Source organism: Solibacillus palustris, assembly GCF_022549215.1.
GTDB lineage: Bacteria > Bacillota > Bacilli > Bacillales_A > Planococcaceae > Solibacillus > Solibacillus daqui.
The window spans coordinates 111,726-135,846 of record NZ_JAKZFC010000009.1; the positions used below are offsets into that span (position 1 = coordinate 111,726).

Consider the following 24,121-nt stretch of genomic DNA (forward strand, 5'->3'; position numbering starts at 1 on the left):
GCACTCCATCCGCACAAGCCCTCGCCTCCTCTCTCTATAACATAAACGAAGCTATCTTAATAAAAGACGAAATGCTCTTCATAATTTTACCCAGCAATCCTTTCATGAGCGATTTCACCCAACCTATGCTTTAAAAAGTTCGTTACATAGAAAAAAGCCTAGCATATTCGCTAAGCTTTCATATGAAGAAATTCAATTGATTTACAGTATTTTTTTAAGATGTCTAATACATCGTTTAATTTCGTTAATTCATCTTTTTCCACCATAAACGCATTTTCGTCATGCTGTGCGACGTATGAGCTACTTAAAAACTCTTCGTTTTCTTTTGTAATAAAACGCACATAACCGAATGTCATACCTGATTCTTTGTATTCCACACGTAATATATCACTGTATGCAAGTGTTTTCGTGCGTGGCTTTGCTTTTTGGATGAACAAAAATTTCTCACCCGCATAATCGATTGTTACTTCAGATTTATCAAATTGCACTTTATAGCCGCCAAACAATCTAAAGCTGAATATATTCATTGTCATTACTCCATTTCTAACATCATTAGCTTTATTATACGGATTTTACAAATGGAATTCTAATTTCTACAATACTTATTTACTGCGCTACCAATTCTTCTACGCTAATTTTTCCGTTACTTGTTTTTAATTGAATGGTATGTTCTTTTGTTCCGTGCTCATAGCGCGACATTTTCTCACTATAGATTGTCACATCACCGGAATGGGTGCTCCCCTCAATCGCAACATTTTCTAATTTTTCCGCTGTCGCTAACATAATACGGCCATTATCCGTTCTAAATTGTAAAGGATACTTCACTGTAGCAAACTCCGCCTCAATACGACCATTGTATGAACGCGCTTGAACTTGTGCTTCCACATTTTTCACGACAATACGCCCATTATACGATTCAACATCATACTGCTGACCTTTACTATTTTCCATTTCAATTCGACCATTTTGCGAAATTGCCTTCACCTGCTGTACAACTGTGTTTTCTAAAATGATACGTCCATTACTTGTCCGTGCTTCTAATATCGAACCTTCAATCGTATTAGTCATTATCCGTCCATTATCAGCATGCAGCTCAAATTGTTTTGCAAACACATCTGCTATTTTAATTGCGCCGTTATGATTCGTAATGCTAATTTGCTCATATTGCTTCTTTGGTAAATACACAATAACATTCGCTGGTCCCACCGAGCCTACAATTGTAATGAACCAAAAACGACGTACTTTATCCTGTCGAGTTGCCTTTACGACAAGTGTACCGTCTTCTATTGTCATTATAGCAGTTGTTAAATCGTCTTTATCCTTCGTTTCGATCCTAGCTTCATTTGCGTCCGTTGCGACAATCGATATTGTAACGTTATTAATATCCATTTTTACATTACTATATGGGATATGCGCGTCATTTTTATGAAGCGAAACGGCTTGTACAAAATCTTCTTCGTCATATGAAGCAAGTAGTTCATTTGCTAACTCATCCATGTTGCCAAATGATTCAATGATTTCTTCGATTGTTTTTCCCTCTGCTCGCCCGTTTTCGAAGTATTCCTCAAAATCACGGCGAATATCTGCAAGCTCTTGTGAATTGATTTTTTGTAAATGACCTTCAAGTAAATCTAAAAATTGTTGTTCATTCATTTTTAATTACTCCCTTGAATTAATGTATTTACTCCTGCAATAAAGCTATCCCACTCTTTTCTCAAGCTGTTTAACTGTGCAATACCTTGCTCTGTAATTTGATAATATTTGCGCGGCGGTCCTTCTGTTGATTCCATTAAATACGTTGTAAATAAGCCTTCATTTGTGAGCCTTCGCAATAATGGATAAACTGCCCCTTCAGAAATTTCGATTTGAGAAGAGATGGCTTGAACAAGTTCATAGCCATACATATCTTTCTTTTCTAAAAGCGCTAATACACATAAATTCAGCACACCTTTTTTAAATTGAGGATTCATTTCTTCACCTCACTATTATTCTATAAACAATAGTGTATCAAACGGTACTATTCATTGCAAGGTACTAAGTAAAAAATAATTACATAAAATTTACAACTATTCGTGCAATAAATATAGACTCTCGATTACTTTGTTTCAAAATGGGCAAAACTTAACAATAGCTTAGAGGGGGATTTTTATATGTACTTACACAACGGAAAGCTCTATTGGCCTACAACCTTAGTAAAGCCAAATCATACAAACCCGCATATAAAAGCACATTATGACGTCATTATTATCGGTGCAGGTATGAGTGGGCTGCTTACAGCAAAAGCACTTTTTGATGAAGGCTTACAGGTTGCTATTTTAGAGCGTAACGAAATCGCCTCAGGCAGCACTTCTGCAAACACAGGGCTGCTGCAATATTCCAATGACATCATGCTACACGAATTAGCAAAACTATTAGGGGAACACGATGCTGTACGCTTTTATCATTTATGTTATGCAGCACTAAAAAAGATTGAGGAAATTGCCGCTACCTTACCTGACAAAGCAGAATTCATTCGCCGTCCAAGCATTTGCTTTGCAAGTAAAAAAGATGATGTGAAAAAGCTTAGAGCTGAATTTGAAATACTCATTCGGAATGGTTTCCCTGTAGAGTTTTGGAATGAAATTATCGTAAAACACCGCCTATTATTTGAGGCCCCAGCTGCACTCTATACAATGAATGACGCGGAAATTAACCCGTTTAAATTTGTTGTCTCATTAGCCGAGCAACTAAAGGCAAGTGGTGTGCATATTTTTGAGCATACATTTGGCAATATTATTGAGGGAGAGGGGACACATATTACGGTTAAAACGATGCATGGCAATTTTAAAGCAACTCGCATTGTTTATACAACCGGCTATGATCGGCTACCCTATGGCAAAATAAAGGGCGCGGACATAAACCGCTCCTATGCAATTGTAACCGAGGAAAACCCACACTTTGAAGGATGGTACGAGCAGGCACTTATTTGGGAAACTGCGCGCCCTTATTTATATTTACGTACAACGGTTGACCATCGTGTGATCATTGGTGGGCTTGATGAAAATAGAGCAAAGCCTGCAAAGGGCGAAGAAAAAATTGAGGCCATGGCGCGAAAATTGCTCGAAAAATTGCATGAACTCATCCCAAACGAACAATTCCATGCGCCGTATAGCTACTGTGCCTCTTTTGGAGAATCCTATGATAATCTTCCATTCATTGGCCAGCATCCCCAAGAAAAAAACCACTATTATTTACTGGGCTATGGGGGTAATGGGACTGTGTATAGCATGCTTGGTGCAGAAATACTCGCAGATTTAATCATGGAACGTAAAAATGATGATGCTCGTCTCGTTACATTAAATCGTAAATATGGTTTACAGTAAGCAAACAGGCTGTCCAAAAAGTCATAACTTTTTGGACAGTGCCAACCTCGTGTAGTAATAATCCGCTATAGGCGGTGCTTCTGCGGTGGTCAGAAGGGAAGAACGAATGCTAAAACCGTCACATCCTGTAACAACGCATTCATGACTAGCTTCGTGCTGGTCTCCATCCTCGGCGCAAAGGAAGTGTCCCAGAAATACTTCTCGGACACCCCCTTTTATGCTGTCTTTAACTTTTGATTCTTCACGATAAACCAAATAAGTGTGACAGTTAGTACACCTATAAAAATAACAAACTCCCAAATTCCTAATCGAATCGGATAACCAATCGATGTTAGCACCTCTTTTAGCGTTAAAAGTGACATAAATAGTAATACTTCATTACGAAGAGTATGTAGCATGAAAATACTATTTTGTTGCTGCGCTGCGTTTAACGGCCTACCGTCATTCGGCATATTTATAAATTCCGGAAATTTCTCTACCTGACCAAGTAACAACCACAAACCAAATCCTAAAAGTGGTATAAAGAAAATAAACCATTTATTCGCCCACGCATCTGCCTCGCCCATAATGTTATAATGACTTGGTACCTCACTCGGTAAATTTGGAAATTGAATCGCTGTAAATACGATTGTAATTATAAATACTGCGAGTGTAATTTTGCTAAAGAGCTTCATCTAATGTTCGCTCCATTCATAAAATTATTGAACGAAAAGACCTGCGATTTTATCTTTGTCGTCATATGTTACGGTAAATACACGTTTTTCGTTACTATATTGTGCAACTAGTACAACCACTTTCATGCCGTCCTTTTCTTCAACCGTAGATTTTTCCACCTTTTCAAAATCACCCGATTGCGCAATAACTGGCTCAATTTGCGCTAATTGGTCAGCTGTTAATTGAGCTTTTAAATTTTCATCAAATTGCTCAGTAATTTTGTCGTAGTTTTTATCGTTAATCCATTTTACAATTTCTTCGGCCTTTGCACTATATACTTGGGATGTATCTACATTCGCCTTATCGCCACAGCCCACTAACATAACACTTAAAATAATTCCCACTAAAACGACTGCCCATTTTTTCATAAAAATTCCCTCCTCAATAAGTTACCCTTATTGTAATCGATACTTTTTAGTATTGTCGGGAGATTTCTTAATCGGTTTGCTTTCATTCATGAATGGTTGTTTTTTCATGATGAGCTTTTGTTCGAAGAAATGCTGTTCAGCTCCTGTAGATAGCGTAATATTGGGGTGTTGATTCGCGATTCGTTTAATGGAATATAATCCAAGCCCACGATCTTTCCCTTTTGTAGAATAGTTTTTTGCATATAAATTATCTAATGCAATCCTTGGGTTATCCATGCTATTTTTTACAATACAGTATTGCGTATGATGGACTGTAAATAACGCAATACATATACTGCGTTCTGTTGATTTTTCTGCTGCTTCGATCGCATTATCAACTAATACCGATAGTATACGAATAAATGATTCTGTCGCCATATATAGTTCGTTAATTGGCTCAGGAATATCAACAGTTACCGATAATTTTCTTTGCTGAGCAGTAACGATTTTTACGCTTAGTACACTCTTTACTTCCGCAATCATGACGCGAGACAGCTTTGTTAACTCTAGCTGCTGATTGTTAACAATGGCAGTTGTTGGTGCAATTGTACCCTCGTAAATTTGTTTTATTTGTTGTACATCCTCAGTGCGCACCGCTTCCTCTAGTGTTAGCATTAAATTCATATAATCATGTCGAAACGTCGCAAGCTCATCGTGCATAAACTCCAGCTTTGTCACATAATCCATTAACTGTTCATGCATTTGCTTTTCGTGCTGCTCAATTAACTGCGCGCGCGAACGGTAAACACTCATTGAAATAATGAGCATTAGTATAATCGAAATAGCTGTAATGCTTATGTATAACTGTTCTCCATATAATTCATGTAGATTCGATAATACACGCACAGTTGGAAAATTGATAATAAGTAAAAACACGGTACAAAGCGCAACGATTATAAATGTAGGGATAAATAGTTTACTGCTTCGTAAATAATGTCCCGTTAGCTGAATTTTGTTTCGTGCGATATACATTGCAATCAAAATAACTAGCAATGTCACAACCTGTAACACACTCGGCGTCCAGCTATAGTAAGGGAACGGGCTATCTAAATACATATAATAGGTAAGTGTTAAAAGACCATTTTTAATGACTGTAAACAAAACCGTGCTAAGCAGTGCAAAGTAAATGACCTGAATTAAATTACCTGCTTTTGTTAGCGAACCAAGGATCACTAAAAAGCCAATTAACGCCAATACATTTAATTCCACAAAACCAGAATAGCCAATCGCCATAGCTAATAGCACCGTAAATAAAATGCTTAACAGCGCATAAAAACGCTTCGAAATTTGGGTAGTGCCTAGTAGCAATTGAAACAAATAGAAATGCCCAAAGCCGATTAGCACTAAGGCTAGTAAATTATAAAATAACATCCTTACCCTTCTTTCAATAACGCTTTAATCGTTTTCATAAGTCTACGAGAAACCGGAACTTGCTTACCAGTTGTTAAATACACGAGCTGCTGTTTCGTATCTAATTGCTGCACATGTTTTTTATTAATAAGCACTGATTTATGACAGCGTATAAATCGTGTATCCATTTGCTCGATTTCTTTAAGCGTTCCATAAAACTGGATTAGCTGATTAGTTGTCCCAAGCTGTAGGCGATGCGGTTCATCGGTCATAATATATTCAACCGTCGAAAATGGGACTTTAATCGTCGTATACGCATTATCAACAACGAAATAATCCTCCTCGATTAAGGTATTATTTTTCGTAACATATTGTGCCAAGCACTCCGTAATAAGCTTCCGACGTGTTTCATGTGGTAAGTCCTTTTCAATAAACGTTAGGGCAGATACCATATATTGATACGAAATAGGTGCCAACTCAGAATGGGTTGTAACAAAGACAATAATGCCGTGTGGGTCAACATTTCGTATTTCCCGTGCCACTTCTAACCCTTTTCTTGTTTCCTGTTTAATTTCGATATCTAAAAAATAGATCGGTGTGTAGGTGCAAAGAGCAATTTTCGATAAAATTTCATCGGCACGACTTGTCGCTTCAATAAAGTTGTACGGGATTTGCTTTTTCTCACAAATCTCTCCTATCAATTGCTGCATCTGCTGTGCCTGATAAAGGTCATCTTCTAATATAAAAATACTCATTGCCCTTCCCCCTTTCGTTAAGCATATTAAACCTCCTAGCCTATAACTAGGAGGTACTACTTACACTATTTTAAAACTTGCCAAATTGCCCTTGAAATTACTGCTAATACCTCCGCAATCGTTGCAAAAGAATCGACCTTATCTTTTTTTAACAAACGTTTTTTTAGTTTGCCGCTAGATTTTACTCTTAATCGTATCTCCTTGCAGCGGCTCTTGTTCACTGTTAAATCGAATACGCAGTGATTTACAGCTCGCTAAGCTTGGCATATCCATCACTTGAAAATGTAAATGTGATTCGGACGAATTACCCGAATTGCCACAGCGTCCAATTGTCTCTCCTGTTTTCACATGCTGACCAACTCGTACTGTAATCGAACTCGGTATTAAATGGGCAAGTAAGCTATATTCTTTATTTGCATGCTCAATGATGACAAAATTACCAGCTGGATTTTGTTCATCCATTTGCCCTGGAATATTGTCTTCAATGCCATCTACTACTTCAATTACTGTACCATCTAATGGCGCCAAAATTTCCTCATTGTATGCGAAATACATGTCATTGCGCTCTGGTGTATGGTGATATGTTAGACGATCTTGAACTTTTACAAAATCATAGGCAAAGCGCTGAGATTCGTAAGCGTAGTGATAGTTAATAAGCACATTTGCGCCGCCCCAAAACACAAACCATTCCCCTTTAAATGGATAATGGTATGTATTTTTTGTATACTGTTTATTCGCTTGTTCATCAATCGTAAAAGGTGTTAAAAATAAGCTTTCGATTTCATTTGCTGGGTTGAATGCCACAACAATTGCCTTTGTTTTCATATCATCTAGCCAAATCATTTGTTTTGAATATGGCAAATTTATTTCATGCTCTAATCGAAATTGCTCTACCCCTTCGACAAACGGTATCGCTAAATGTAAAAATTGATCGTATGTAACATAATGCTGAAATTCTGCAGTCGTCGCATTATAAACTTCCTCAAATTGCTGTGCTAAAAATAGTTGCCCCATTGTCTGTTGTAAATTCGTAGCCTGCTCCATATAACCCCTCCAAATACAAAGAATTTTCTAACTAGTTTACGGTTGTAAATAGAAAAAGTTTCATTTAATAACTATTTCCATATACAATTAGTAAGAGAAAATGTAATTTAAGGTGGGCTTTTCATGGTATTCAAATCAAAAATTGATATTTGGATGGCGGCAATTTTTATTATCGTCCCTACCCTAATGATTTATGGGGTCATTACGGAGCCAGATATTATTACCATAGTTGTTACAATTGCGTTAATCGCTCTATTAGCTATACTATTTTTTGGCACGAAGTATGTCATTCAGGACAATAAGCTAATTATCCATGGTGGCATTACAAAAACAAATATTGATATCGCAAAAATTCATAGCTTGCGCCCATCAAAAAATCCTTTTTCTGCACCAGCAATGTCCATTGACCGTATTGAAATTACGTTTGATCCCGATATGCAGATGACACTTGTTTCTCCAAAAGATAAAGAAACCTTTGTTAAAAAATTGCTAGAAATTAACCCTTCTATTAAGCTTATCCATTAACCAAAAAGGGTAATTGCGATTACTCATAATTACCCTTCTTTCTTCATATTTAAGACTTGTACAACTATAGCTGGAATAACATTTTTTCCGTATAAGTCACTTGCCTTTATCCAAACCGGTAAGTATGTACCGTTATCCGCTTCCATAAATTCTTCTGCCTGACCTGTACCAAATTGCCCACCGGTTATTTTTGCACAAAAATAATGTTGTATTCCGTTATAAGGCACAGTTGTTAAGAGCTCTCCTATTTCAACCTCTACACCGAGCTCTTCGAATGCTTCACGCTTTGCACATTGCTCAATCGTTTCGCCTATTTCCTGCTTACCGCCCGGAAATACATAATACACACGCCCCGCCTTTTCACGTCGAATTAACGCAACCTTATCATTTTCTACAATAACAACCGCACCACGATCCGTCATAACCTTTTCACCCTCTTACTCAAATTCTTCTAGTATTTCTACAACTTCTATCCTGCCATCGACTAGCATTTCTGGTAAAGCAGTTGTGTTATTATTTTGCCAATAGCTGCGCGCCTGTTCAATTTTCTTTGCAAATGATGCCCCGTCTTCTTTCGGTAACAGCTCGCCGTCACCTTCAAAACAGTTACCATCTACTTTTAGTTTTACTATTTGTAATACTTTCCGGTTAAACGATTCAAATATTACTCTCCATTTCAATAAATCGTCATAGCTTTTTGTTACATATAAACATGATAATCTCGATGGATAGTAAGGGAATTCTTGTAGTCGAACCATTTCTACAATTGTTTCTCGAATTGCGCGTACACTTGATCCCGCATAATTTAACACAACGTCCGCATCTTCCTTCTCCATGTGTAAGCCATTTTCAGAATTTCTACTTAGCAAAATTTGGAAAGCATCTTCTCCTTGTGCGTTGTGCTGCTCCTGTTCAAAAAAGAAGCGGTACAATGTATTTTTTTCATGCTGATCAAAATAAATGATTTGACCAAGTTGCATTTTATTTCGTGTTACTAGGTGATATACGTATTGTTCAGTTTGATTCATATCTGTACCCCCTATATGCAATAATGCTTCCTACACCAGCATACATACTCTTGTTACGCCCACTCATGTTACTCCTCCTTTTGTTTACAAACTCGCAAAGATAATTACCATTTATTTCATCTATTATATACTTTACTAAATTTTCTGATAAAATAATATTAGCTGAAAAAGAAAGGAATGATTTCTATGAATACGACAACAAAGGTGATTGAAAAGTAGAAACGCTACTCTTTTCAATCTTTTAAACAAATAGACAAAATATTATTGAAAAGAGGATTATCATTCATGTATACCGATCAAGAATTAACCATTCGCCCGATTGCACAAAAGGATATGGGACGTTTATGGGAGCTTATTTACAAAGACGAACAACCTGAGTGGAAAAAATGGGATGCACCTTACTATCCACATCAAGCAATACCATATGAAGACTTCATTCAATCAAAACAAGATTGGATTGGCGATGACAGCTTTTGGGTTATTGAAGTGAATGGGATTGTTCGTGGTATTATTTCATACTATTGGGAGCATGAGCCTTCTAAATGGCTTGAAATGGGCATTGTTCTTCATGAGGCTGGCTCTTGGGGAAAAGGTATTGGAACACGTGCATTAAAACTTTGGATAGCACATTTATTTAATACAATGCCACTCGTACGCGTAGGCTATACAACATGGTCTGGCAACGAACGCATGATTCGTGTTGGTGAAAAGCTTGGTATGCAAGTGGAAGCACGTATTCGCAAAGTACGTTTCTATGAAGGTCATTATTACGATTCCATTCGTATGGGGGTTTTACGTGAGGAATGGGAAGCGTAAAAACAATAAATTTTAGGGGTGGATGAATTGAGTCTTACGCAGAAGCTACAAGCCAATTTTGATGAAATGGTGGAAATTCGCAGACATTTACACATGTATCCAGAGTTATCTTTTAAAGAAATAAATACACCAAAACTGATTGCAGAAAAGCTACGGTCATATGGCATTGAGGTGAAGGAAAACGTTGGTGGTAATGGCGTTGTTGGTCTTTTAAAGGGTACATTTGATGGACCAACGATTGCATTGCGTGCTGATTTTGATGCGTTACCCATTCAAGATGAGAAGGAAGTTGCCTACAAATCCAAAATTGATGGTGTGAGCCATGCTTGTGGTCACGATATTCATACTGCCGCACTACTTGGTTTAGCGAGAGCATTAAGCGAGGCGCGCGATGAGATACATGGTAATGTCGTATTTATTCACCAATTTGCCGAAGAAGTTGTCCCTGGTGGCGCGAAGGCAATGGTTGAGGCTGGCTGTTTAGATGGCGTTGACTATGTATACGGAGCACACGTTTCTTCATGGTCAGATGTTGGTACCATACTATTTTGTGAAGGTTATGCAATGGCAGCAGCTGACTTTTTCGAGCTTACAATTCAAGGAAAAGGCGGACACGGTGCTGCTCCACACGAAACAATTGACCCGATTGTTGCAGCCGCGCAATTTGTCTTTGGCGTACAGCCAATTGTGAGCCGTAATACCGACCCAATTGAATCCGCTGTTGTTACAGTCGGAAAAATCGAAAGCGGTACAGTCGGAAATGTCATTCCCGATAAAGCCTATTTAACAGGAACGGTGCGTACATTTAACCCTGATGTACGTAACATGGTTGAAAAAAAGCTAAATAACTTGTACAAAGCAATCGAAATTCAATATGATGCAAAAATTAATTTTACGTATACACGTGGCTATGATGCAGTTTATAACCATCCAGCAGAAACGGCTACCCTACGTGAAGCAGTGTCGATTAATTTACCAGAGCTACAAGTTGTCAATGTACCACCAAGCATGGGAGCAGAGGATTTCACGTATTATTTACAAGAAAAACCGGGTACATTTTTCTTCGTTGGTGGTGGCAATCCGTCCATTAAGGCCGTCTATCCACACCACCATCCAAAATTTGACGTCGATGAACAATCAATGATCAATACCGGTGAAGTATTTATTGAAGTGTTGAAATTGCACGGCATTATTCGATAAAACGAGATATACGTTGAAGAAGGCTTGAATTTCAAGATACTTAAGCCTTCTTCAATGCTTCCTCCAATGACAATGGCGAAATTGTTCCTTGATGGAAATACATTTGCCAACGTCCATCAATCAGCTTCCAAATCGAGCTACGATATGAATTGCGATTTCTTGTCTTATCGACAATAAAATAAGTCGTCAACACAACACCATCTGCTAATGGATACATTTCAAAGTTATGCAGCGACATCTCTGATAACACAACACCCGATTCCAAGCATTCTTTTTTATCATACATAAAGCCTGAACTACCAATTTCAAAAAACGCATCCGCTAAAACTTCATCGAGCTTCTCCACACTTTCACGCACATCTGGCTTTATATGACTTTCTTCTAACGTCTTTATATGCTGCTTTAAATTCATACAAATCTCCCCCATAAAAGAATTAAAATGATTTTACTTGTTAATTCCTAGAAATACAAATAGAATTTATAATATTCAGATGATTAATAGAGAGTTGAGGTGTTTAACATTGAAAAAAGAAAAAAACGAGTTTTTTGAATGGTTAAAGGTAATTGTTTTAACGGCCGTTTTTGTTATCGGAATCCGCTCATTTATTTTTTCGCCTATTATGGTAGACGGTGCCTCCATGATGCCAACGTATGAGGACGGTGACCGAATCATTGTCAATAAAATTGGCAAAACCATTACAGATTTAGAGCGCTTTGATATTGTTGTTTTTAAAGCACCTGATGAGCGCAACTTCATTAAACGCATTATCGGCTTGCCGGGTGATCATATTGCATACGAAAATGATGAACTCTACGTGAATGGCGAAAAATTTGAAGAGCCATATTTGGCACAATATAAATCAGAGTTAGACGGCTTCGGTGATTTAACATATGATTTCACGTTAGAACAACTGACAGACAGTTCTAAAATTCCTGAAGATTATTATTTAGTGTTAGGAGACAATCGTCGTAAAAGTAGTGATAGTCGCGATGCACGTGTTGGCTTAGTCGCTAAAGACAAAATTATCGGGAAAGCAAATATTCGGGTTTATCCGTTTGATGAATTTGGCTGGGTACAATAATTGAACCTTGAGGTGACGATAATGAATTTTCCTGTTTTAGAAACAGAACGACTTATTTTACGTCAATTAAAAATTGAAGATGCACAGGCTATGTACATTTACGCCTCAAACGACGACGTTACCAAATACGTATTATGGGATTCACACACATCTTCAGAGCAAACAAAACAATTTTTACAATTTATGATTGATAAATACGAACAGGAAAACTATGCGTGGGCGGTTACTTTAAAGGATTCGGATGAATTTATCGGCACGATTGATTATGTGATGTTCAATAAAGAGGAACGCATTGGCGAAATCGGTTATGCCGTATCACATCTATACTGGGGCAAGGGCTATATGAGTGAAGCCGCGCAAGCAATTGTTCATTATGGCTTTGCCAAGCTTAATTTAGAGCGTATTCAAGCACGATGCTTTGCGGAAAACATTGGCTCCGAGCGAGTTATGCAAAAGATAGGCATGGTATATGAAGGAACGATGCGCAAAGCGAAATTTTCTAAAGGTACTTACTACGATTTAAAAATGTATTCGATTTTACGTGAAGAAGCCAATTTATCGTAAGGAGCAAAACGAATGATGCAAGATTTAACGATTCCTTTAGAAGAAGGAAAACTCAATATACGTGTGGCCGTTTGGATTGAACAGGAAGACAGTCTCCTCATAAGCGAATTCCCAAACGGCCTTCTTTCTCTACCTGGTGGACGCGTAAAATTTGGTGAAGCAAGTAATGATGCGGCAATTCGTGAGCTTTATGAAGAAACTGGTGAGCAACTAAAAGACATAAGATTATTTGCAATCATTGAAAATTTCTTCACATTAGGACAAGCCCACCACGAAATTTTATATGTCTATCGCGGCACGATTCCCTTTAAAGAAACGTATGCAGGGATCGATTATGACGACCAAAAGCTGTACTGGCTATCGAAAGCAGAAATTCACAAATTAAAACCCCAAGCGTTCGCTCAACTTATACATAAAGCAGATGAATTGGGTGTTGTGCATATTGTACACCGTGATTAAAAATAGCGAGAGGAATTGCGTGCTAGTACGTGATACCTCTCTTTGTTTTAGAAAGGGATGAGCATAATGAACCGGCACATACTCGCCATTTCAGGAGGCGGATTTTCTGAACAACAAAATGCAGCCATCGATCAATATTTGATTCAGCTTACACAGAAAAACGCTCCTGTTAAAATAGCATTCATCGCCACAGCGAGCAATGATAATCCGCATTATATTGAAAAATTTCACACTTCATTTCAACTGCATGAGACAACACATATTACACAGCAAGATTTTCATAGGCAGGACATTCAGCACATCATCAATGCACAAGATATTCTTTATGTAGGCGGTGGTAACACAAAATATATGCTGGATTGCTGGAATGCAGCTGGATTTGATGGCGTGTTAAAAAATGCTTATGCAGAAGGTATCATTTTAGCAGGCGTCAGTGCTGGTGCCATGTGCTGGTTTGAGACTTGCTATAGTGAGGTCGATGGTCGTTTTATACAATTTGAAGGCTTAGGGCTATTAAAAGGTGCCTTTTGTCCTCATTATCAGGAATCAGAACGTCAAAAACTATTTGATACATGGGCAAGTACACATAATATTGTCCCCAGCTACACATTAACTGACAATGAAAATTTGCACTTTAAAAACGAACAATGCGTGATGAAGTTAACTAGTTATTAAAATTAATCGCAAAGGAAGTATCCCCGAATCACTTTACGGACACTTCCTTTTCTATTACTCCCACGTTTCATCTAACTTGTCTGAATAAAATTCAATCGCTCGCTTATACATTAAAATCGAATGATCAGATGTTGTGTTTGTTAAACATTTTAACAGCAACTCCATTGCCTCACTATGAGCTTGCAAATTATAGAGCGTCATCGCATAAAACACTTTTAACGATTCATTTTCTGGAAAAAAGCTTACTGCCTTTTCAAAAACATCCCTTGATTTTTCGTATTCACCAAGCGTTCGATATGTACTTCCCAACCCTAAATAAGCACCCTGTAAATCTTCTTTTTGTAACTTCCCTTGAATGGCAACTTCATAATATGGAACTGCCTGCGCTTCTTCACCCAGGCAATCAAAGCTCCATGCACATTGATAGTTTATATACGCATCTGCTGGGCGCTCTTTTGCTAATGCTACGAGTAATTCATTGGATTCCTTCAATTTGTTTTCATTTCGATATCGTAAAGCTTGTTTTAACGTTTCCTGTTCCGACATATAGACACTCCTAATTAAAAATCATTTCATATTGAATAAGTGCACTATCCATTTCTAAATAACGTTCAGTTCCAATTCTACTTACCTCTTGAAACCCGAGCTTTTGGAGCATCCTTCTTGAACGGATATTTGCTTCATGTGTTTCAGCAGTAAATCTTGTAATCCCTAGCTCGATTGAGGCAAACTCAAAAAGGCTTAGCGCCGCTTGTGAACCAAATCCTTTTCCCCACGCATTACGATCGCCAATTGCAATACCAAACTCTGCTGTATTCCCTTCTATACAAGCTAAATCAACATATCCAATTAACCTATCACTTGTCTCAATCCCCAATCGCATAAAATCCTTCGCCTTATTCGTTACACAATGTTCCCACCATTGACATAGCTCCTCTTCCTGTCGATTAACTTCCCAGCCATTTGCCAAACAAAAAATATGGTCCTTGCTCCACGTCAAAACTACTGTATAATCGTCTAGTGAAATTGGCCGTAGTTTTATTAATTGTTTATTACTCATGATTCCTCCTCCTTTTATCAAACCGTTTTCATTGCGGAAATACTTTTTAAAAAATATTGAGAATAAATTTACACTTGCTTCGTTGTACTAGATGAAAAAGCTTTTTCAATACAATAAGGAGCCTAGCCTATGAAAAGTTCACCAACTAATTTTATCGATCGATTGAAAAAACAAAAGGAAGATGCCCTTGATTATATTATCGATAGTTACATGCCACTTGTTAAAGCAATTGCATACAAAATTTTACACACACAATCCAAATACGATGTAGATGAATGTGTGAATGATGTGTTTTTAAGTGTTTGGCAAAATGCCGCGCAATTTCAAGGAGACAGCACAGACTTTAAAAAATGGATTGGCATGATTACGAAATATAAAGCAATCGACCGCTACCGACAATACGAAAAACGCGTAGCTCGTGAGCAATCTGAAGAGCAGCCATTCGGACAGCAGCAAACAAGCTACACTACCGAACAACAAATACTTGAACGCGAACAAAAAAATGAACTGCTCTTTGCCATTAGTAAATTAGCTGAGCTCGACCGACATATTTTTATGATGAAATACTATTTAGAGCTAACAAATAGCGAAATTGCCGACACGCTTGGACTAACAAAAGCCGCTGTCGATAACCGTTTATATCGCGGCAAAAAAGAACTCGCACAACATGTCAACTTAAAGGAGCGTTTAATATGAGCATGAAAGAATGGATGGAACTCGACATCGATAACCTCGAATTAGAACAAGTAACGGAGCTTGAAAAACAACGCGTCAAACAGCACGTCTTCAAAAAACGTAAAAAAGCGCCCATTTGGAAATCGCTTAGCGTTGCAGCCGTACTACTCATTAGTGCTACTACTGTGACAACTTTCGCTTTTCCATCCTTAGCCTCTCAAATTCCATTTATGAATAATGTCATCAGCTATTTTGATGATGATTACGGGCAATATACAAACTTTGAAGCATTCTCAGATGATTTAGGACTTGTTGATTCAGATAACGGTGTTTCAATTTTAATCGATCACGCTGTATATGACGGCACAAATATTATCGTTTCTTATGCCCTCAAAACAGAATCAAATTTAGGAAAATCACTTTCCATAAGCGGTGGAAATTGGTTCGATGTCAAAGGTGCTAATGGAATGAGTGGTAGTGACAAAATTATCCAAGTAGATAACAATCACTATATCGGTGTAGCTGAACTCACACCCTTTTTTAAAGATAGTGAACATCCTGAAACAATCGAAGTAACATGGGAGCCAAAAGCCTTTTACAATCACGAAACTACTATGGAAGTAAAGGGTGATTGGTCATTTAACTTCTCACTAAGCCGTTTAGAGGGGACCGTACTTGCAGTCAATAAAACGGTAGAAAGTAGTGGCGTAAACCTAGCTTTAAATTCCATCGAATTCACAGACGTTTCAACGGTTTTATCCTATAAACAATTCGCAAGCGATGAGCTCATGAAATCTTGGCTATCTGTAACACCTGTATTTACGGTGAAAGACAATTTAGGAAACATTTACGTAGATGGGACAAGCGGTGGTGGACAAACTTCCGACGACTTTAAAACCTTTACTGGGACAACTACATTTGGCGCCATTAAAGATGGTGCAACAAAGCTGTTCATTGAGCCAACAGCGATTGCTAGCTTAGAGAACGGGCGAGGACATGAAGAAATTCCGCTTAGTGTTATTGTTATAGAATTAACAAGCAAATAAATTTACTAAGTTAAAACAGCGTCAAGTAACTTGTGACGCTGTTTTTTAAATAATCAAAAAATTACTATATAAATTACCCTTTCAATTCTTTAAAATTAAAAGAAACGTTTGTTCTCAAATCCACAAAAAACTGGAGGCAATAATTTATGAATCAAGTTTGTGTCATTACTATTTATGTTCCAAATTTAAACGAAGCAATTAATTTTTACACTAATAGCTTAGGCTTTGAAGTAAATAAACAGTATAGCCCTAAAATTGTTTCACTTGTTCATAAAGGAATCCCATTCATTCTAGAAGAAAATGATCAATTAATCGAAAACACAGCAAGTACATCACGCGTTGTTTTAGCACTAAAAACAGAAAATATCGTGCAAAAAGCTAAACTTTTAAAAGAAAAATCAGTTGAATTTTTAGTAGCAGAACCAACTGCTTGCCCGCCCGGAAAGTTTATTAGCTTTAAAGATCCATTTGGAAATATTATAGAATATCTACAATTTGAAGATCAATAATAGCTGATTTTCTACGTTATTCGCATAACATGAGCGTAGAATTATTAATGCCTACACACAAATTTCCAATACAAGGATTTCACTCAAACTTTCTTAAAATAGTATTAATCACATCCATATCGAGAGGAGTTTTTTTCTTGAGTACCATTGAACAGCGCCTACATGAATTAGGCTTACAGCTACCTGAAGCAACACCCCCACTTTACAACTATGTACCCGTAACAATTCATCAACATATTGCTTATATTAGTGGACAAGTCCCTCGCATCGATGGACACATTCCGCTTCCCGGTAAAGTTGGTCGAGACGTTACAATCGAGCAGGCAAGTGAACTCGCTGAATACTGTGTATTAAAAGGCCTTAGCTGCTTAAAGGCACAGATTGGTTCACTCGATCAGGTCGAACAAATCCTTAAAGTAACAGGCTATGTTCAAGTAGCACCTGACTTTTACGAGCCATCAAAAGTGCTTGACGCGGCTTCTGCGCTACTTGAAAAAATCTTTGGTGAAAAAGGCCGCCATGCGCGTACTGCTATTGGCGTTGCAACCCTTCCTAGCAACGCACCAGTTGAAATCGATTTTATAATCGCCATTAAATAAAGGAGTGAAATAATTGATTACACTAAAAGATATTCAAGATGCTAGACAGCGTATTCAAAGTATCGTCTATGAGACACCGATTCTTCAATCGGAACAGCTATCGAAGTTATGCGGAAATCAACTTTTTTTAAAGGCAGAACACCTACAAAAAACAGGCTCATTTAAAATACGCGGGGCTAGCAATATGGTCATTCATGCAGTCGAGAATGGTGCACAGCATGTAACAACGGCATCTTCAGGCAATCACGGACAAGCCGTAGCTTTCGTGGCAGATAAATACGGCGTCCCATCAACAATTGTTGTGCCTGAAAATGCCAGCCAGTGTAAAATTAACGCCATCATCGGCTACAATGGGCAAGTTGAAAAGTGCGGGACTACATCTATTGAACGTCTACCTAGAGCAATGCAAATTGCCAACGAGCAAAACGGCATCTATATTCCCCCTTACGACGATCCGCTTATTATGGCTGGCCAAGGAACAGTAGGGCTTGAAATTTTACAACAGCTTCATAACATCGACGCCATTGTTGTGCCAATTGGTGGTGGCGGCTTAATTTCAGGTATTTTAACTGCCATAAAAGAAACGAATCCTGCTATTCAAATAATTGGTGTAGAGCCCGCGCTTGCCAATGACACATACCTATCACTACAAAACAAAAAAATCACTGCGATTTCTGCAACAAACACGATTGCAGATGGATTACGTACAAACCAACCTGGTGATTTAACATTCCCAGTGCTAACGAAATACTTAGATGATCTTGTTCTCGTAAGTGAAGACGAAATTCGCATGGCCTTTAGCTTTGTACTCGAGCGCACAAAGCAACTGATTGAGCCTTCAAGCGCAACAACTGTCGCAGCCGTTCTCTATAATAAGCTCAACATACAAGGGAAAAATATCGTCACACTTATATCTGGTGGCAATGTTGACCTTGAAAATGTACAAGGATTGATTGTAGATACAGCAAAGTTTTCTCAGGTAAACTGCTAGGGGTGGTGACATCATGGGATCTAGAATTATGCATGCCATTATCGCTTATAAAGTGGCTGATGCTTTACACATTACAAATAAAACAGAATTTATATTAGGTGGCATTGCAGCAGATGCTTCTTCAAATAAAGAAGCGTCTCATTTTTACACTGGAAAGCATGAGGAATATACACGTAGGATTGATTATGAATCATTCATTAAGAAATATAACGAATATGCTACCAATGACTTTATTCTTGGCTATTTTGCACATCTTATTGCGGATGAGTATTGGCTTCAAGGCTTCTATCTACCTTGGTTAAAAAATCGTATTGAGTCAAACGCCGAAGTACTCCCGCTATATCATCAGGATTTCCAAGTACTCAATACACAACTTATTCATTACTATAATTTAAAAGACGAACTCATCAACCATCTAACAAACGACGCTCAGTTACTAAAGCTAGATGAAGTGCAACCAAACGAAGTGATGCATTTTGCTCGGTATGTCATCGAAGACATGAAAGATAAAGTCGGCAATCTTCATCCCACTCTAAATGTATTCACGTTGGAGCAAATTATCGGCTATATTGAAACGTCCACTGAAAAAAGCATTTATTTGATTCAGCAAAACAGAGCAATACGCCTAGAGTAAATTGCTAAAACCTTATAGAGCCACTAACTTAAACTTTGCTCAGTGGCTCATTTTTTTAGTTGATAGCTAAGTATGAATTATTCAAGGAAATCCACAAAGATGCAACATCATTTTGCTTTATTTGGTGCGAAATGTGTTTTTCTAAACTTTTCAAGTACGGGCAATAATTCAAGCAAATCCTCTATAACTGCATCTGCCAAAACGTCATCCCACTGATCATCCTTTATCCATACGCCCTTCATCCCTATGCGCCTTGCAGCCTTCACATCATTTTCAGGATGATCTCCAACAAATACACTTTCTGAAGGTGTAGCCTGTAACTGACTTAAAGCCTTTAAGAAAATGCGTTCATCTGGCTTTTTCATTCCTTCCCATTCAGATACTAAAATTACATCAAAATAATGTTCGATTTGTAATGCCTTTATATTGTCCATTTGGAATTGACCATAACCATTTGTAATAATGCCTAATTGGTAGTACGCTTTCTTTAACGCTTTTAACAGTTCGATTAAATTTGGAAATGCTACGCAGCTATATTTAAATTCATGTAAATAGTCTTCTAATAACTGCTCTGACGTTATATTCGTAATCGCAAATTCCTGTACTAATTGAGCATACACCTTGTCCTTCCAAACATAACCGCGCTGATCCAGTTCGATAAAACACTCAGTATATTGTTCCTTTGGTATATGCCCAACATAGTTATATAAACGTTCATATTGCTTTTCCACAAAAACTTTTACTGATGCATCCCGATTTAATAATGTACCATCTAAATCAAACAGTATCGCCTTCATCTATTTAGCCTCCTTCTCCATCGTCATCGTCTCCATCACAAAACCTAGAGAGCTCGTCGTTACCCCCTCTTTTGAAATGCGAAACCCGAGTTTTTTATACAGCCTAATATTATTCACTTCCGATTTACAGACCTTACAGCGTACATATGGAATCTGCTCTTGTACTGCCAACTTTTCAATAAAATTCACGAGCGTACTCGCTATGCCCTTCCCTTGAAATTCAGGCAATACTGCCAATCTTGAAAAATAAAAATGATCTTTAAAGCGTGTAACTTTTACAACCCCAACAAGCCGCTCATGAATCTCTGCGCCCCATATCAACACATTACTTTCAAGCTCTTGTTCAATTGTAGTTGCCGTTTCAGCTAAAGCACTGGACGGCATCAAATCTTGTTCATAACGTTTAAATGCTGCATGAATCACCTTGATAATTTGCTTTCCATCTGTAACATTCTTAATTGTCTCAAGCATTTTCATGCCCCCCCATATGAATCCTATATGTATAAAAATAACATAACCCTAATGCAAGCAAATTAATGATAAAATGCTTAAAGATGATGAAGATGCGTGGTGAAATAGAATGAAAAATGTACGCTTAAAAATGGCACGTATTGAAATGGATTTGTCACAAGAAGAGCTTGCAAAAAAGGTTGGAGTTACACGTCAAACAATTGGTTTAATCGAGCTTGGCAAATACAATCCGACACTCAGTGTATGTCTCGCGATTTGTAAAACGTTAAATAAAACACTCGATGAATTATTTTGGGCATAGTAAAAAAATCAGTCTATCATCACTTTTAGATAGGCTGTTTTTTTGTTTACATTTTTTTACACAAGTATTAAAATTGAATAACTTCATTAGAAAAACATAATTCGCGCCAAATAGCGCGAATTAATGTCTTTTCTTATGTGGATTTCTTTGAAAAAAATTTATACTTTCCTATCCACTAAAAAATCAAAAGGAGAAATATATATGGCATCTATTCAGCTTATTCACCCTAGCTTAGCTTATGAGTCTCAACTTATTGCTTATAAAAATGAATTTCCTTATAACCCAAGCGGTATTGAGGGCAGTTCACAAATTGCTTTTGCCGAAAGTATAGAACAATGGCTTGATCAAATTGAAAAAAATCGTCATTGGGAAACTGTTCAAAATGATTATATGCCTGCAGAGCAATATATTGCGATAGACAATAATGACAACGTAGTCGGCATGCTTAACTTCCGCAAAGAGCTCAATGATTATTTGCTTAATTATATCGGGCATATCGGCTACTCCGTTGCACCAAGCAAACGTCGGCAAGGACTCGCAACAGAAATGTTAAAGCTTGCATTAGAAGAAGCCAAAAATTTCGGCTTACAAAAAGTACTCATTACATGTACAGATGATAATATTGCTTCCTACAAAGTAATTGAGAACAATGGCGGTTTATTAGAAGACAAACGCGTTGATCCAGGTGATCAAAAATTAACACGAAGATATTGGATTACATTGTAAAACCGATAAATCCGCGCATACTACCTTCTTCAATTGCGCGGATTTGATGTAATAACCTTTATTCACCTATTAACTCCATACGGTACAATCGGTCATCTCCCGTAACTGGTTGCCCACGACCATCCGTATTATTTGTAATAAAGTGCAGCGTATCCTCTTCAATCCATACATCTCGAATCCGTCCAACATCATTGACAATTTCATGCACTTCATCTGTTTTTAAATTAAAAGCTAGTAGCGCTGTTCCCCTTAGAGCTGCCACATAAAGTACATCATGATCATAAGCCATACCCGACGGCGCCCAAGTACTGCCCTTCCCTGATGTGAATAATGGCGGCATCATATTATCTTGCTTTTTCATTCCTTCAATAATGGGCCAGCCATAATTTTCTCCTGCCTTAATTTCGTTTACTTCATCATTCGCGCTTTGTCCATGCTCCGTTGCATACATTACTCCCTCAGTCGACCAAACGAGTCCTTGCGGGTTGCGATGCCCATAACTGTATACATATGAGTTTTTAAATGGATTATCGTCTGGAATCGAGCCATCTAAATTCATACGCAAAATCTTCCCAGCAAGATTCTCTTTATTTTGTGCAAGCTCAGGATTGGATGCATCCCCTGCTGTTACATATAGCTTATTATCTGGCCCAATTTTCAAGCGCCCCCCGTGATGGTATATTCCACTGGGAATCCCGTCTATTAATGTCTTTCGCTCATTCCAAACTTCATCATCTAGCTGCAACAATACTACACGGTTCAACTGTTTATCGACCTTTTCATACGTGTAATATGCAAATGCTACATTGGAATTTGAAAAATCGGGTGCTAACACAAAACCGAGTAACCCAGCCTCTGCAGCAGTGGAAAGTGTTTGTTCAAGCTTCACATTCTGACGCGACATAGAATCAGCCTCAATTTTTACAATCGATCCTGTACGCTCGGTTATATAAAAGGTATCTTTATGCTTTTCAATAGCCCACGGAGCCTTTAGGTTTTCTGCGATTATTTCGACAGCAATTTCGTTGTTTGGCTGTTCGGCTTCCTCTACTATTTGTTCCTTACCATTTGCTTTACATCCCGTGACTAATAAAACAAGCAGTGTAATTCTTAATAAATGGATTCTCAAAAGCAGCCCTCCAACTAACATTATTTTATTACCTAGCTTAGTATTGGTTTTACCCTGTTTGAATGCTTCTTTTTACTGCTAATCATTGCTGCATTATGCTTCATTTTCAAATCTGCTTTATTATGTGAATAACGAACTTTTACTAGTTTGTTTTTCATTTTTGAATTAATATTAAACTAGAATTGTAAAAAAAATCCACTGTTGTTATCCCAAATATTTTTATCATTATCACTTTCCCCTTTGTTTCTTGTCTGGGGCGGAGCTTTTATATAAAGGAGAGATTTTTATGTTAGTAAGACGAGCAGTCGAACAAGATGTTATAAAAATTATTACGGTAATGAAAGATGCTGAGGCTTCTGGCTTTATGCTATATGAGCCAAATGAAAGACAACCTACTCCAGATTCCTTAAGTAAATTTATCAAGATAATGAACACAGCTCCTAAATCATGCTTCTTTGTCGCAGAAGAAAATGAAGAGATTTTAGGCTATCTATTATTAAAGGCTGAAAATTTAAGTCGTACCTCTCATCGTGCGACAATTGCAGTTGGCGTACATAGCCTCAGTCGCGGAAAAGGTACTGGTACAAAGCTATTTGAGCATATGATTAATTGGGCGAAACAACAAAAGCTACACCGCTTAGAATTGACCGTTATCGAACATAATAGTCAAGCTGTTCATCTTTATAAAAAAATGGGCTTTATAGAAGAAGGGGTCAAACGAGATTCCCTATGGATCCATGATCGATTTGTAAACGAAATTTATATGAGCCTGCTTCTTTAACAGAAAAAAAAGAACGAAAGTAGCCCCTTCATGACTGCTTTCGTTCTATACTTTAATTCACTAATTAACCGGGCTACACTCTATAGTCAAACTTAATTAGTTACATTGTTAATGCAATAACCTATCTATAATTCCCTTATTATAAAAAAAAAGCGTGTAGCAATCGCTACACGCTTATGAATGACCCGTACGGGATTCGAACCCGTGTTACCGCCGTGAAAGGGCGGTGTCTTAACCACTTGACCAACGGGCCATGGCTCCGAAGGCAGGACTCGAACCTGCGACCTGCCGGTTAACAGCCGGATGCTCTACCAACTGAGCTACTTCGGAATAATACTTTGGTGGGCCTAAATGGACTCGAACCATCGACCTCACGCTTATCAGGCGTGCGCTCTAACCAGCTGAGCTATAGGCCCTCTAA

At 37.8% G+C, this 24,121-nt stretch carries 33 protein-coding genes and 3 tRNA genes; 17 read left to right on the plus strand and 19 right to left on the minus strand.

The features are described 5' to 3' along the window. Positions 1 to 170: 170 nt before the first annotated feature. From LZ480_RS17815 to LZ480_RS17825, 3 genes are all read right to left on the minus strand, one after another. Complete coding sequence (locus LZ480_RS17815; RefSeq protein WP_241370891.1) at positions 171 to 527, minus strand: DUF4429 domain-containing protein; 357 nt, start codon at positions 525 to 527, stop codon at positions 171 to 173. Positions 528 to 606: 79 nt separating this feature from the next. Next, positions 607 to 1,653 carry a DUF4097 family beta strand repeat-containing protein gene (locus LZ480_RS17820; protein ID WP_241370892.1) on the minus strand — a complete coding sequence of 349 codons (1,047 nt, stop codon included), beginning with the start codon at positions 1,651 to 1,653 and terminating at the stop codon, positions 607 to 609. Between the two features lie 2 nt (positions 1,654 to 1,655). Continuing rightward, a complete protein-coding gene (locus LZ480_RS17825) occupies positions 1,656 to 1,970 on the minus strand; it encodes a PadR family transcriptional regulator (RefSeq protein ID WP_241370893.1) in 315 nt (104 codons plus the stop codon). A 180-nt stretch (positions 1,971 to 2,150) separates the two neighbouring features. On the opposite strand from LZ480_RS17825, the gene LZ480_RS17830 reads away from it, so the two are divergent. Further along, a complete protein-coding gene (locus LZ480_RS17830) occupies positions 2,151 to 3,362 on the plus strand; it encodes an NAD(P)/FAD-dependent oxidoreductase (RefSeq protein ID WP_241370894.1) in 1,212 nt (403 codons plus the stop codon). Between the two features lie 215 nt (positions 3,363 to 3,577). Here the strand turns inward: LZ480_RS17830 and LZ480_RS17835 are convergent, their stop codons facing one another. The 5 genes from LZ480_RS17835 to LZ480_RS17855 form a co-directional block, all read right to left on the minus strand. Beyond that, positions 3,578 to 4,036, minus strand: a complete 459-nt coding sequence (locus tag LZ480_RS17835; protein WP_241370895.1) for a DUF1648 domain-containing protein — start codon at positions 4,034 to 4,036, stop codon at positions 3,578 to 3,580. Positions 4,037 to 4,060: 24 nt separating this feature from the next. Further along, the gene (locus LZ480_RS17840; RefSeq protein ID WP_241370896.1) at positions 4,061 to 4,444 is read right to left on the minus strand and encodes a DUF3887 domain-containing protein; all 384 of its coding nucleotides are present in this window, start codon (positions 4,442 to 4,444) and stop codon (positions 4,061 to 4,063) included. 27 nt (positions 4,445 to 4,471) lie between these two features. Further along, the gene (locus LZ480_RS17845) at positions 4,472 to 5,854 is read right to left on the minus strand and encodes a sensor histidine kinase (protein WP_241370897.1); all 1,383 of its coding nucleotides are present in this window, start codon (positions 5,852 to 5,854) and stop codon (positions 4,472 to 4,474) included. A gap of 2 nt (positions 5,855 to 5,856) precedes the next feature. Beyond that, on the minus strand, positions 5,857 to 6,588 hold the full coding sequence (locus LZ480_RS17850; RefSeq protein ID WP_241370898.1) for a LytR/AlgR family response regulator transcription factor: 732 nt from the start codon (positions 6,586 to 6,588) through the stop codon (positions 5,857 to 5,859). A 174-nt stretch (positions 6,589 to 6,762) separates the two neighbouring features. After that, positions 6,763 to 7,632: a M23 family metallopeptidase gene (locus LZ480_RS17855; RefSeq protein ID WP_241370899.1), complete on the minus strand. Its 870-nt coding sequence runs from the start codon at positions 7,630 to 7,632 to the stop codon at positions 6,763 to 6,765. Between the two features lie 123 nt (positions 7,633 to 7,755). On the opposite strand from LZ480_RS17855, the gene LZ480_RS17860 reads away from it, so the two are divergent. Beyond that, entirely contained in the window at positions 7,756 to 8,157 is a 402-nt protein-coding gene (locus tag LZ480_RS17860; RefSeq protein WP_241370900.1) for a PH domain-containing protein, read from the plus strand. 29 nt (positions 8,158 to 8,186) lie between these two features. Here the strand turns inward: LZ480_RS17860 and LZ480_RS17865 are convergent, their stop codons facing one another. Next, complete coding sequence (locus LZ480_RS17865; RefSeq protein WP_241370901.1) at positions 8,187 to 8,579, minus strand: NUDIX hydrolase; 393 nt, start codon at positions 8,577 to 8,579, stop codon at positions 8,187 to 8,189. A gap of 15 nt (positions 8,580 to 8,594) precedes the next feature. Then, on the minus strand, positions 8,595 to 9,185 hold the full coding sequence (locus LZ480_RS17870; RefSeq protein ID WP_241370902.1) for a DUF2441 domain-containing protein: 591 nt from the start codon (positions 9,183 to 9,185) through the stop codon (positions 8,595 to 8,597). A 285-nt stretch (positions 9,186 to 9,470) separates the two neighbouring features. Here LZ480_RS17870 and LZ480_RS17875 point away from each other — a divergent pair, with 285 nt between their 5' ends. After that, positions 9,471 to 10,001: a GNAT family N-acetyltransferase gene (locus tag LZ480_RS17875; RefSeq protein ID WP_241370903.1), complete on the plus strand. Its 531-nt coding sequence runs from the start codon at positions 9,471 to 9,473 to the stop codon at positions 9,999 to 10,001. 18 nt (positions 10,002 to 10,019) lie between these two features. Further along, complete coding sequence (locus tag LZ480_RS17880; RefSeq protein ID WP_408641638.1) at positions 10,020 to 11,201, plus strand: M20 metallopeptidase family protein; 1,182 nt, start codon at positions 10,020 to 10,022, stop codon at positions 11,199 to 11,201. A gap of 40 nt (positions 11,202 to 11,241) precedes the next feature. Here the strand turns inward: LZ480_RS17880 and LZ480_RS17885 are convergent, their stop codons facing one another. After that, on the minus strand, positions 11,242 to 11,613 hold the full coding sequence (locus LZ480_RS17885; RefSeq protein ID WP_255731539.1) for a nuclear transport factor 2 family protein: 372 nt from the start codon (positions 11,611 to 11,613) through the stop codon (positions 11,242 to 11,244). 109 nt (positions 11,614 to 11,722) lie between these two features. On the opposite strand from LZ480_RS17885, the gene lepB reads away from it, so the two are divergent. The 4 genes from lepB to LZ480_RS17905 all read left to right on the plus strand — a co-directional run bounded on the left by lepB (position 11,723) and on the right by LZ480_RS17905 (position 13,981). Further along, positions 11,723 to 12,283, plus strand: coding sequence for a signal peptidase I (lepB, locus tag LZ480_RS17890; protein WP_241370905.1), 561 nt, complete (start codon positions 11,723 to 11,725; stop codon positions 12,281 to 12,283). A gap of 21 nt (positions 12,284 to 12,304) precedes the next feature. After that, entirely contained in the window at positions 12,305 to 12,847 is a 543-nt protein-coding gene (locus tag LZ480_RS17895) for a GNAT family N-acetyltransferase (protein WP_241370906.1), read from the plus strand. Positions 12,848 to 12,859: 12 nt separating this feature from the next. Further along, positions 12,860 to 13,306: an NUDIX domain-containing protein gene (locus LZ480_RS17900; protein WP_241370907.1), complete on the plus strand. Its 447-nt coding sequence runs from the start codon at positions 12,860 to 12,862 to the stop codon at positions 13,304 to 13,306. 66 nt (positions 13,307 to 13,372) lie between these two features. Continuing rightward, positions 13,373 to 13,981 carry a Type 1 glutamine amidotransferase-like domain-containing protein gene (locus LZ480_RS17905; protein ID WP_241370908.1) on the plus strand — a complete coding sequence of 203 codons (609 nt, stop codon included), beginning with the start codon at positions 13,373 to 13,375 and terminating at the stop codon, positions 13,979 to 13,981. Positions 13,982 to 14,035: 54 nt separating this feature from the next. Here the strand turns inward: LZ480_RS17905 and LZ480_RS17910 are convergent, their stop codons facing one another. Together LZ480_RS17910 and LZ480_RS17915 are read right to left on the minus strand one after the other, a co-directional pair. Then, positions 14,036 to 14,527, minus strand: coding sequence for a tetratricopeptide repeat protein (locus tag LZ480_RS17910; RefSeq protein ID WP_241370909.1), 492 nt, complete (start codon positions 14,525 to 14,527; stop codon positions 14,036 to 14,038). A 10-nt stretch (positions 14,528 to 14,537) separates the two neighbouring features. Beyond that, positions 14,538 to 15,041, minus strand: coding sequence for a GNAT family N-acetyltransferase (locus tag LZ480_RS17915; protein ID WP_241370910.1), 504 nt, complete (start codon positions 15,039 to 15,041; stop codon positions 14,538 to 14,540). 129 nt (positions 15,042 to 15,170) lie between these two features. Between LZ480_RS17915 and LZ480_RS17920 the strand changes: the two genes are divergently transcribed. From LZ480_RS17920 to LZ480_RS17945, 6 genes are all read left to right on the plus strand, one after another. Beyond that, complete coding sequence (locus tag LZ480_RS17920) at positions 15,171 to 15,737, plus strand: sigma-70 family RNA polymerase sigma factor (RefSeq protein ID WP_241370911.1); 567 nt, start codon at positions 15,171 to 15,173, stop codon at positions 15,735 to 15,737. After that, positions 15,734 to 16,762, plus strand: coding sequence for a DUF4179 domain-containing protein (locus LZ480_RS17925; protein WP_241370912.1), 1,029 nt, complete (start codon positions 15,734 to 15,736; stop codon positions 16,760 to 16,762). Before LZ480_RS17920 ends, LZ480_RS17925 begins: the two co-directional genes overlap by 4 nt. A 146-nt stretch (positions 16,763 to 16,908) precedes the next feature. After that, positions 16,909 to 17,271 carry a VOC family protein gene (locus LZ480_RS17930; protein ID WP_241370913.1) on the plus strand — a complete coding sequence of 121 codons (363 nt, stop codon included), beginning with the start codon at positions 16,909 to 16,911 and terminating at the stop codon, positions 17,269 to 17,271. Positions 17,272 to 17,408: 137 nt separating this feature from the next. Next, entirely contained in the window at positions 17,409 to 17,870 is a 462-nt protein-coding gene (locus LZ480_RS17935) for a RidA family protein (protein ID WP_241370914.1), read from the plus strand. A gap of 13 nt (positions 17,871 to 17,883) precedes the next feature. Further along, complete coding sequence (locus tag LZ480_RS17940; RefSeq protein ID WP_241370915.1) at positions 17,884 to 18,861, plus strand: threonine ammonia-lyase; 978 nt, start codon at positions 17,884 to 17,886, stop codon at positions 18,859 to 18,861. Positions 18,862 to 18,874: 13 nt separating this feature from the next. Then, the gene (locus LZ480_RS17945) at positions 18,875 to 19,495 is read left to right on the plus strand and encodes a zinc dependent phospholipase C family protein (RefSeq protein ID WP_241370916.1); all 621 of its coding nucleotides are present in this window, start codon (positions 18,875 to 18,877) and stop codon (positions 19,493 to 19,495) included. Positions 19,496 to 19,602: 107 nt separating this feature from the next. Here LZ480_RS17945 and LZ480_RS17950 read toward each other — a convergent pair whose 3' ends face one another. Further along, positions 19,603 to 20,292 (minus strand): HAD family hydrolase, encoded by a 690-nt coding sequence (locus LZ480_RS17950; protein ID WP_241370917.1) that lies wholly within the window; start codon positions 20,290 to 20,292, stop codon positions 19,603 to 19,605. Beyond that, the gene (locus tag LZ480_RS17955) at positions 20,293 to 20,763 is read right to left on the minus strand and encodes a GNAT family N-acetyltransferase (RefSeq protein WP_241370918.1); all 471 of its coding nucleotides are present in this window, start codon (positions 20,761 to 20,763) and stop codon (positions 20,293 to 20,295) included. It lies immediately after the preceding gene. 109 nt (positions 20,764 to 20,872) lie between these two features. Between LZ480_RS17955 and LZ480_RS17960 the strand changes: the two genes are divergently transcribed. Both LZ480_RS17960 and LZ480_RS17965 read left to right on the plus strand, forming a co-directional pair. Beyond that, positions 20,873 to 21,064 carry a helix-turn-helix transcriptional regulator gene (locus LZ480_RS17960; RefSeq protein WP_241370919.1) on the plus strand — a complete coding sequence of 64 codons (192 nt, stop codon included), beginning with the start codon at positions 20,873 to 20,875 and terminating at the stop codon, positions 21,062 to 21,064. A 201-nt stretch (positions 21,065 to 21,265) separates the two neighbouring features. Next, positions 21,266 to 21,790, plus strand: coding sequence for a GNAT family N-acetyltransferase (locus LZ480_RS17965; protein WP_241370920.1), 525 nt, complete (start codon positions 21,266 to 21,268; stop codon positions 21,788 to 21,790). Positions 21,791 to 21,848: 58 nt separating this feature from the next. Here the strand turns inward: LZ480_RS17965 and LZ480_RS17970 are convergent, their stop codons facing one another. Next, positions 21,849 to 22,919: a PQQ-dependent sugar dehydrogenase gene (locus tag LZ480_RS17970; protein ID WP_241370921.1), complete on the minus strand. Its 1,071-nt coding sequence runs from the start codon at positions 22,917 to 22,919 to the stop codon at positions 21,849 to 21,851. Positions 22,920 to 23,205: 286 nt separating this feature from the next. On the opposite strand from LZ480_RS17970, the gene LZ480_RS17975 reads away from it, so the two are divergent. Further along, complete coding sequence (locus tag LZ480_RS17975) at positions 23,206 to 23,700, plus strand: GNAT family N-acetyltransferase (protein ID WP_241370922.1); 495 nt, start codon at positions 23,206 to 23,208, stop codon at positions 23,698 to 23,700. A 181-nt stretch (positions 23,701 to 23,881) separates the two neighbouring features. On the opposite strand, the gene LZ480_RS17980 is transcribed toward LZ480_RS17975, so the two are convergent. From LZ480_RS17980 to LZ480_RS17990, 3 genes are all read right to left on the minus strand, one after another. After that, positions 23,882 to 23,953, minus strand: a tRNA-Glu gene (locus tag LZ480_RS17980). A 1-nt stretch (position 23,954) separates the two neighbouring features. Further along, a tRNA-Asn gene (locus LZ480_RS17985) sits at positions 23,955 to 24,030 on the minus strand. A gap of 9 nt (positions 24,031 to 24,039) precedes the next feature. After that, positions 24,040 to 24,116 (minus strand) — tRNA-Ile (locus tag LZ480_RS17990). Positions 24,117 to 24,121 lie beyond the last annotated feature (5 nt).

Excerpts from the sequence above, each read along its gene's own strand:
- LZ480_RS17965 (WP_241370920.1), top strand. The coding sequence starts at position 21,266 with ATGGCATCTATTCAGCTTATTCACCCTAGCTTAGCTTATGAGTCTCAA.
- LZ480_RS17905 (WP_241370908.1), top strand. The coding sequence starts at position 13,373 with ATGAACCGGCACATACTCGCCATTTCAGGAGGCGGATTTTCTGAACAA.
- LZ480_RS17840 (WP_241370896.1), bottom strand. The coding sequence starts at position 4,444 with ATGAAAAAATGGGCAGTCGTTTTAGTGGGAATTATTTTAAGTGTTATG.
- LZ480_RS17845 (WP_241370897.1), bottom strand. The coding sequence starts at position 5,854 with ATGTTATTTTATAATTTACTAGCCTTAGTGCTAATCGGCTTTGGGCAT.
- LZ480_RS17915 (WP_241370910.1), bottom strand. The coding sequence starts at position 15,041 with ATGAGTAATAAACAATTAATAAAACTACGGCCAATTTCACTAGACGAT.
- LZ480_RS17955 (WP_241370918.1), bottom strand. The coding sequence starts at position 20,763 with ATGCTTGAGACAATTAAGAATGTTACAGATGGAAAGCAAATTATCAAG.
- LZ480_RS17925 (WP_241370912.1), top strand. The coding sequence starts at position 15,734 with ATGAGCATGAAAGAATGGATGGAACTCGACATCGATAACCTCGAATTA.
- LZ480_RS17975 (WP_241370922.1), top strand. The coding sequence starts at position 23,206 with ATGTTAGTAAGACGAGCAGTCGAACAAGATGTTATAAAAATTATTACG.
- LZ480_RS17865 (WP_241370901.1), bottom strand. The coding sequence starts at position 8,579 with ATGACGGATCGTGGTGCGGTTGTTATTGTAGAAAATGATAAGGTTGCG.
- LZ480_RS17920 (WP_241370911.1), top strand. The coding sequence starts at position 15,171 with ATGAAAAGTTCACCAACTAATTTTATCGATCGATTGAAAAAACAAAAG.
- LZ480_RS17875 (WP_241370903.1), top strand. The coding sequence starts at position 9,471 with ATGTATACCGATCAAGAATTAACCATTCGCCCGATTGCACAAAAGGAT.
- LZ480_RS17885 (WP_255731539.1), bottom strand. The coding sequence starts at position 11,613 with ATGAATTTAAAGCAGCATATAAAGACGTTAGAAGAAAGTCATATAAAG.
- LZ480_RS17895 (WP_241370906.1), top strand. The coding sequence starts at position 12,305 with ATGAATTTTCCTGTTTTAGAAACAGAACGACTTATTTTACGTCAATTA.
- LZ480_RS17825 (WP_241370893.1), bottom strand. The coding sequence starts at position 1,970 with ATGAATCCTCAATTTAAAAAAGGTGTGCTGAATTTATGTGTATTAGCG.
- LZ480_RS17900 (WP_241370907.1), top strand. The coding sequence starts at position 12,860 with ATGATGCAAGATTTAACGATTCCTTTAGAAGAAGGAAAACTCAATATA.
- LZ480_RS17950 (WP_241370917.1), bottom strand. The coding sequence starts at position 20,292 with ATGAAGGCGATACTGTTTGATTTAGATGGTACATTATTAAATCGGGAT.
- LZ480_RS17870 (WP_241370902.1), bottom strand. The coding sequence starts at position 9,185 with ATGAATCAAACTGAACAATACGTATATCACCTAGTAACACGAAATAAA.
- LZ480_RS17815 (WP_241370891.1), bottom strand. The coding sequence starts at position 527 with ATGAATATATTCAGCTTTAGATTGTTTGGCGGCTATAAAGTGCAATTT.
- LZ480_RS17830 (WP_241370894.1), top strand. The coding sequence starts at position 2,151 with ATGTACTTACACAACGGAAAGCTCTATTGGCCTACAACCTTAGTAAAG.
- LZ480_RS17945 (WP_241370916.1), top strand. The coding sequence starts at position 18,875 with ATGGGATCTAGAATTATGCATGCCATTATCGCTTATAAAGTGGCTGAT.
- LZ480_RS17820 (WP_241370892.1), bottom strand. The coding sequence starts at position 1,653 with ATGAATGAACAACAATTTTTAGATTTACTTGAAGGTCATTTACAAAAA.
- LZ480_RS17850 (WP_241370898.1), bottom strand. The coding sequence starts at position 6,588 with ATGAGTATTTTTATATTAGAAGATGACCTTTATCAGGCACAGCAGATG.
- LZ480_RS17860 (WP_241370900.1), top strand. The coding sequence starts at position 7,756 with ATGGTATTCAAATCAAAAATTGATATTTGGATGGCGGCAATTTTTATT.
- LZ480_RS17910 (WP_241370909.1), bottom strand. The coding sequence starts at position 14,527 with ATGTCGGAACAGGAAACGTTAAAACAAGCTTTACGATATCGAAATGAA.
- LZ480_RS17835 (WP_241370895.1), bottom strand. The coding sequence starts at position 4,036 with ATGAAGCTCTTTAGCAAAATTACACTCGCAGTATTTATAATTACAATC.
- LZ480_RS17930 (WP_241370913.1), top strand. The coding sequence starts at position 16,909 with ATGAATCAAGTTTGTGTCATTACTATTTATGTTCCAAATTTAAACGAA.
- LZ480_RS17960 (WP_241370919.1), top strand. The coding sequence starts at position 20,873 with ATGAAAAATGTACGCTTAAAAATGGCACGTATTGAAATGGATTTGTCA.
- LZ480_RS17855 (WP_241370899.1), bottom strand. The coding sequence starts at position 7,632 with ATGGAGCAGGCTACGAATTTACAACAGACAATGGGGCAACTATTTTTA.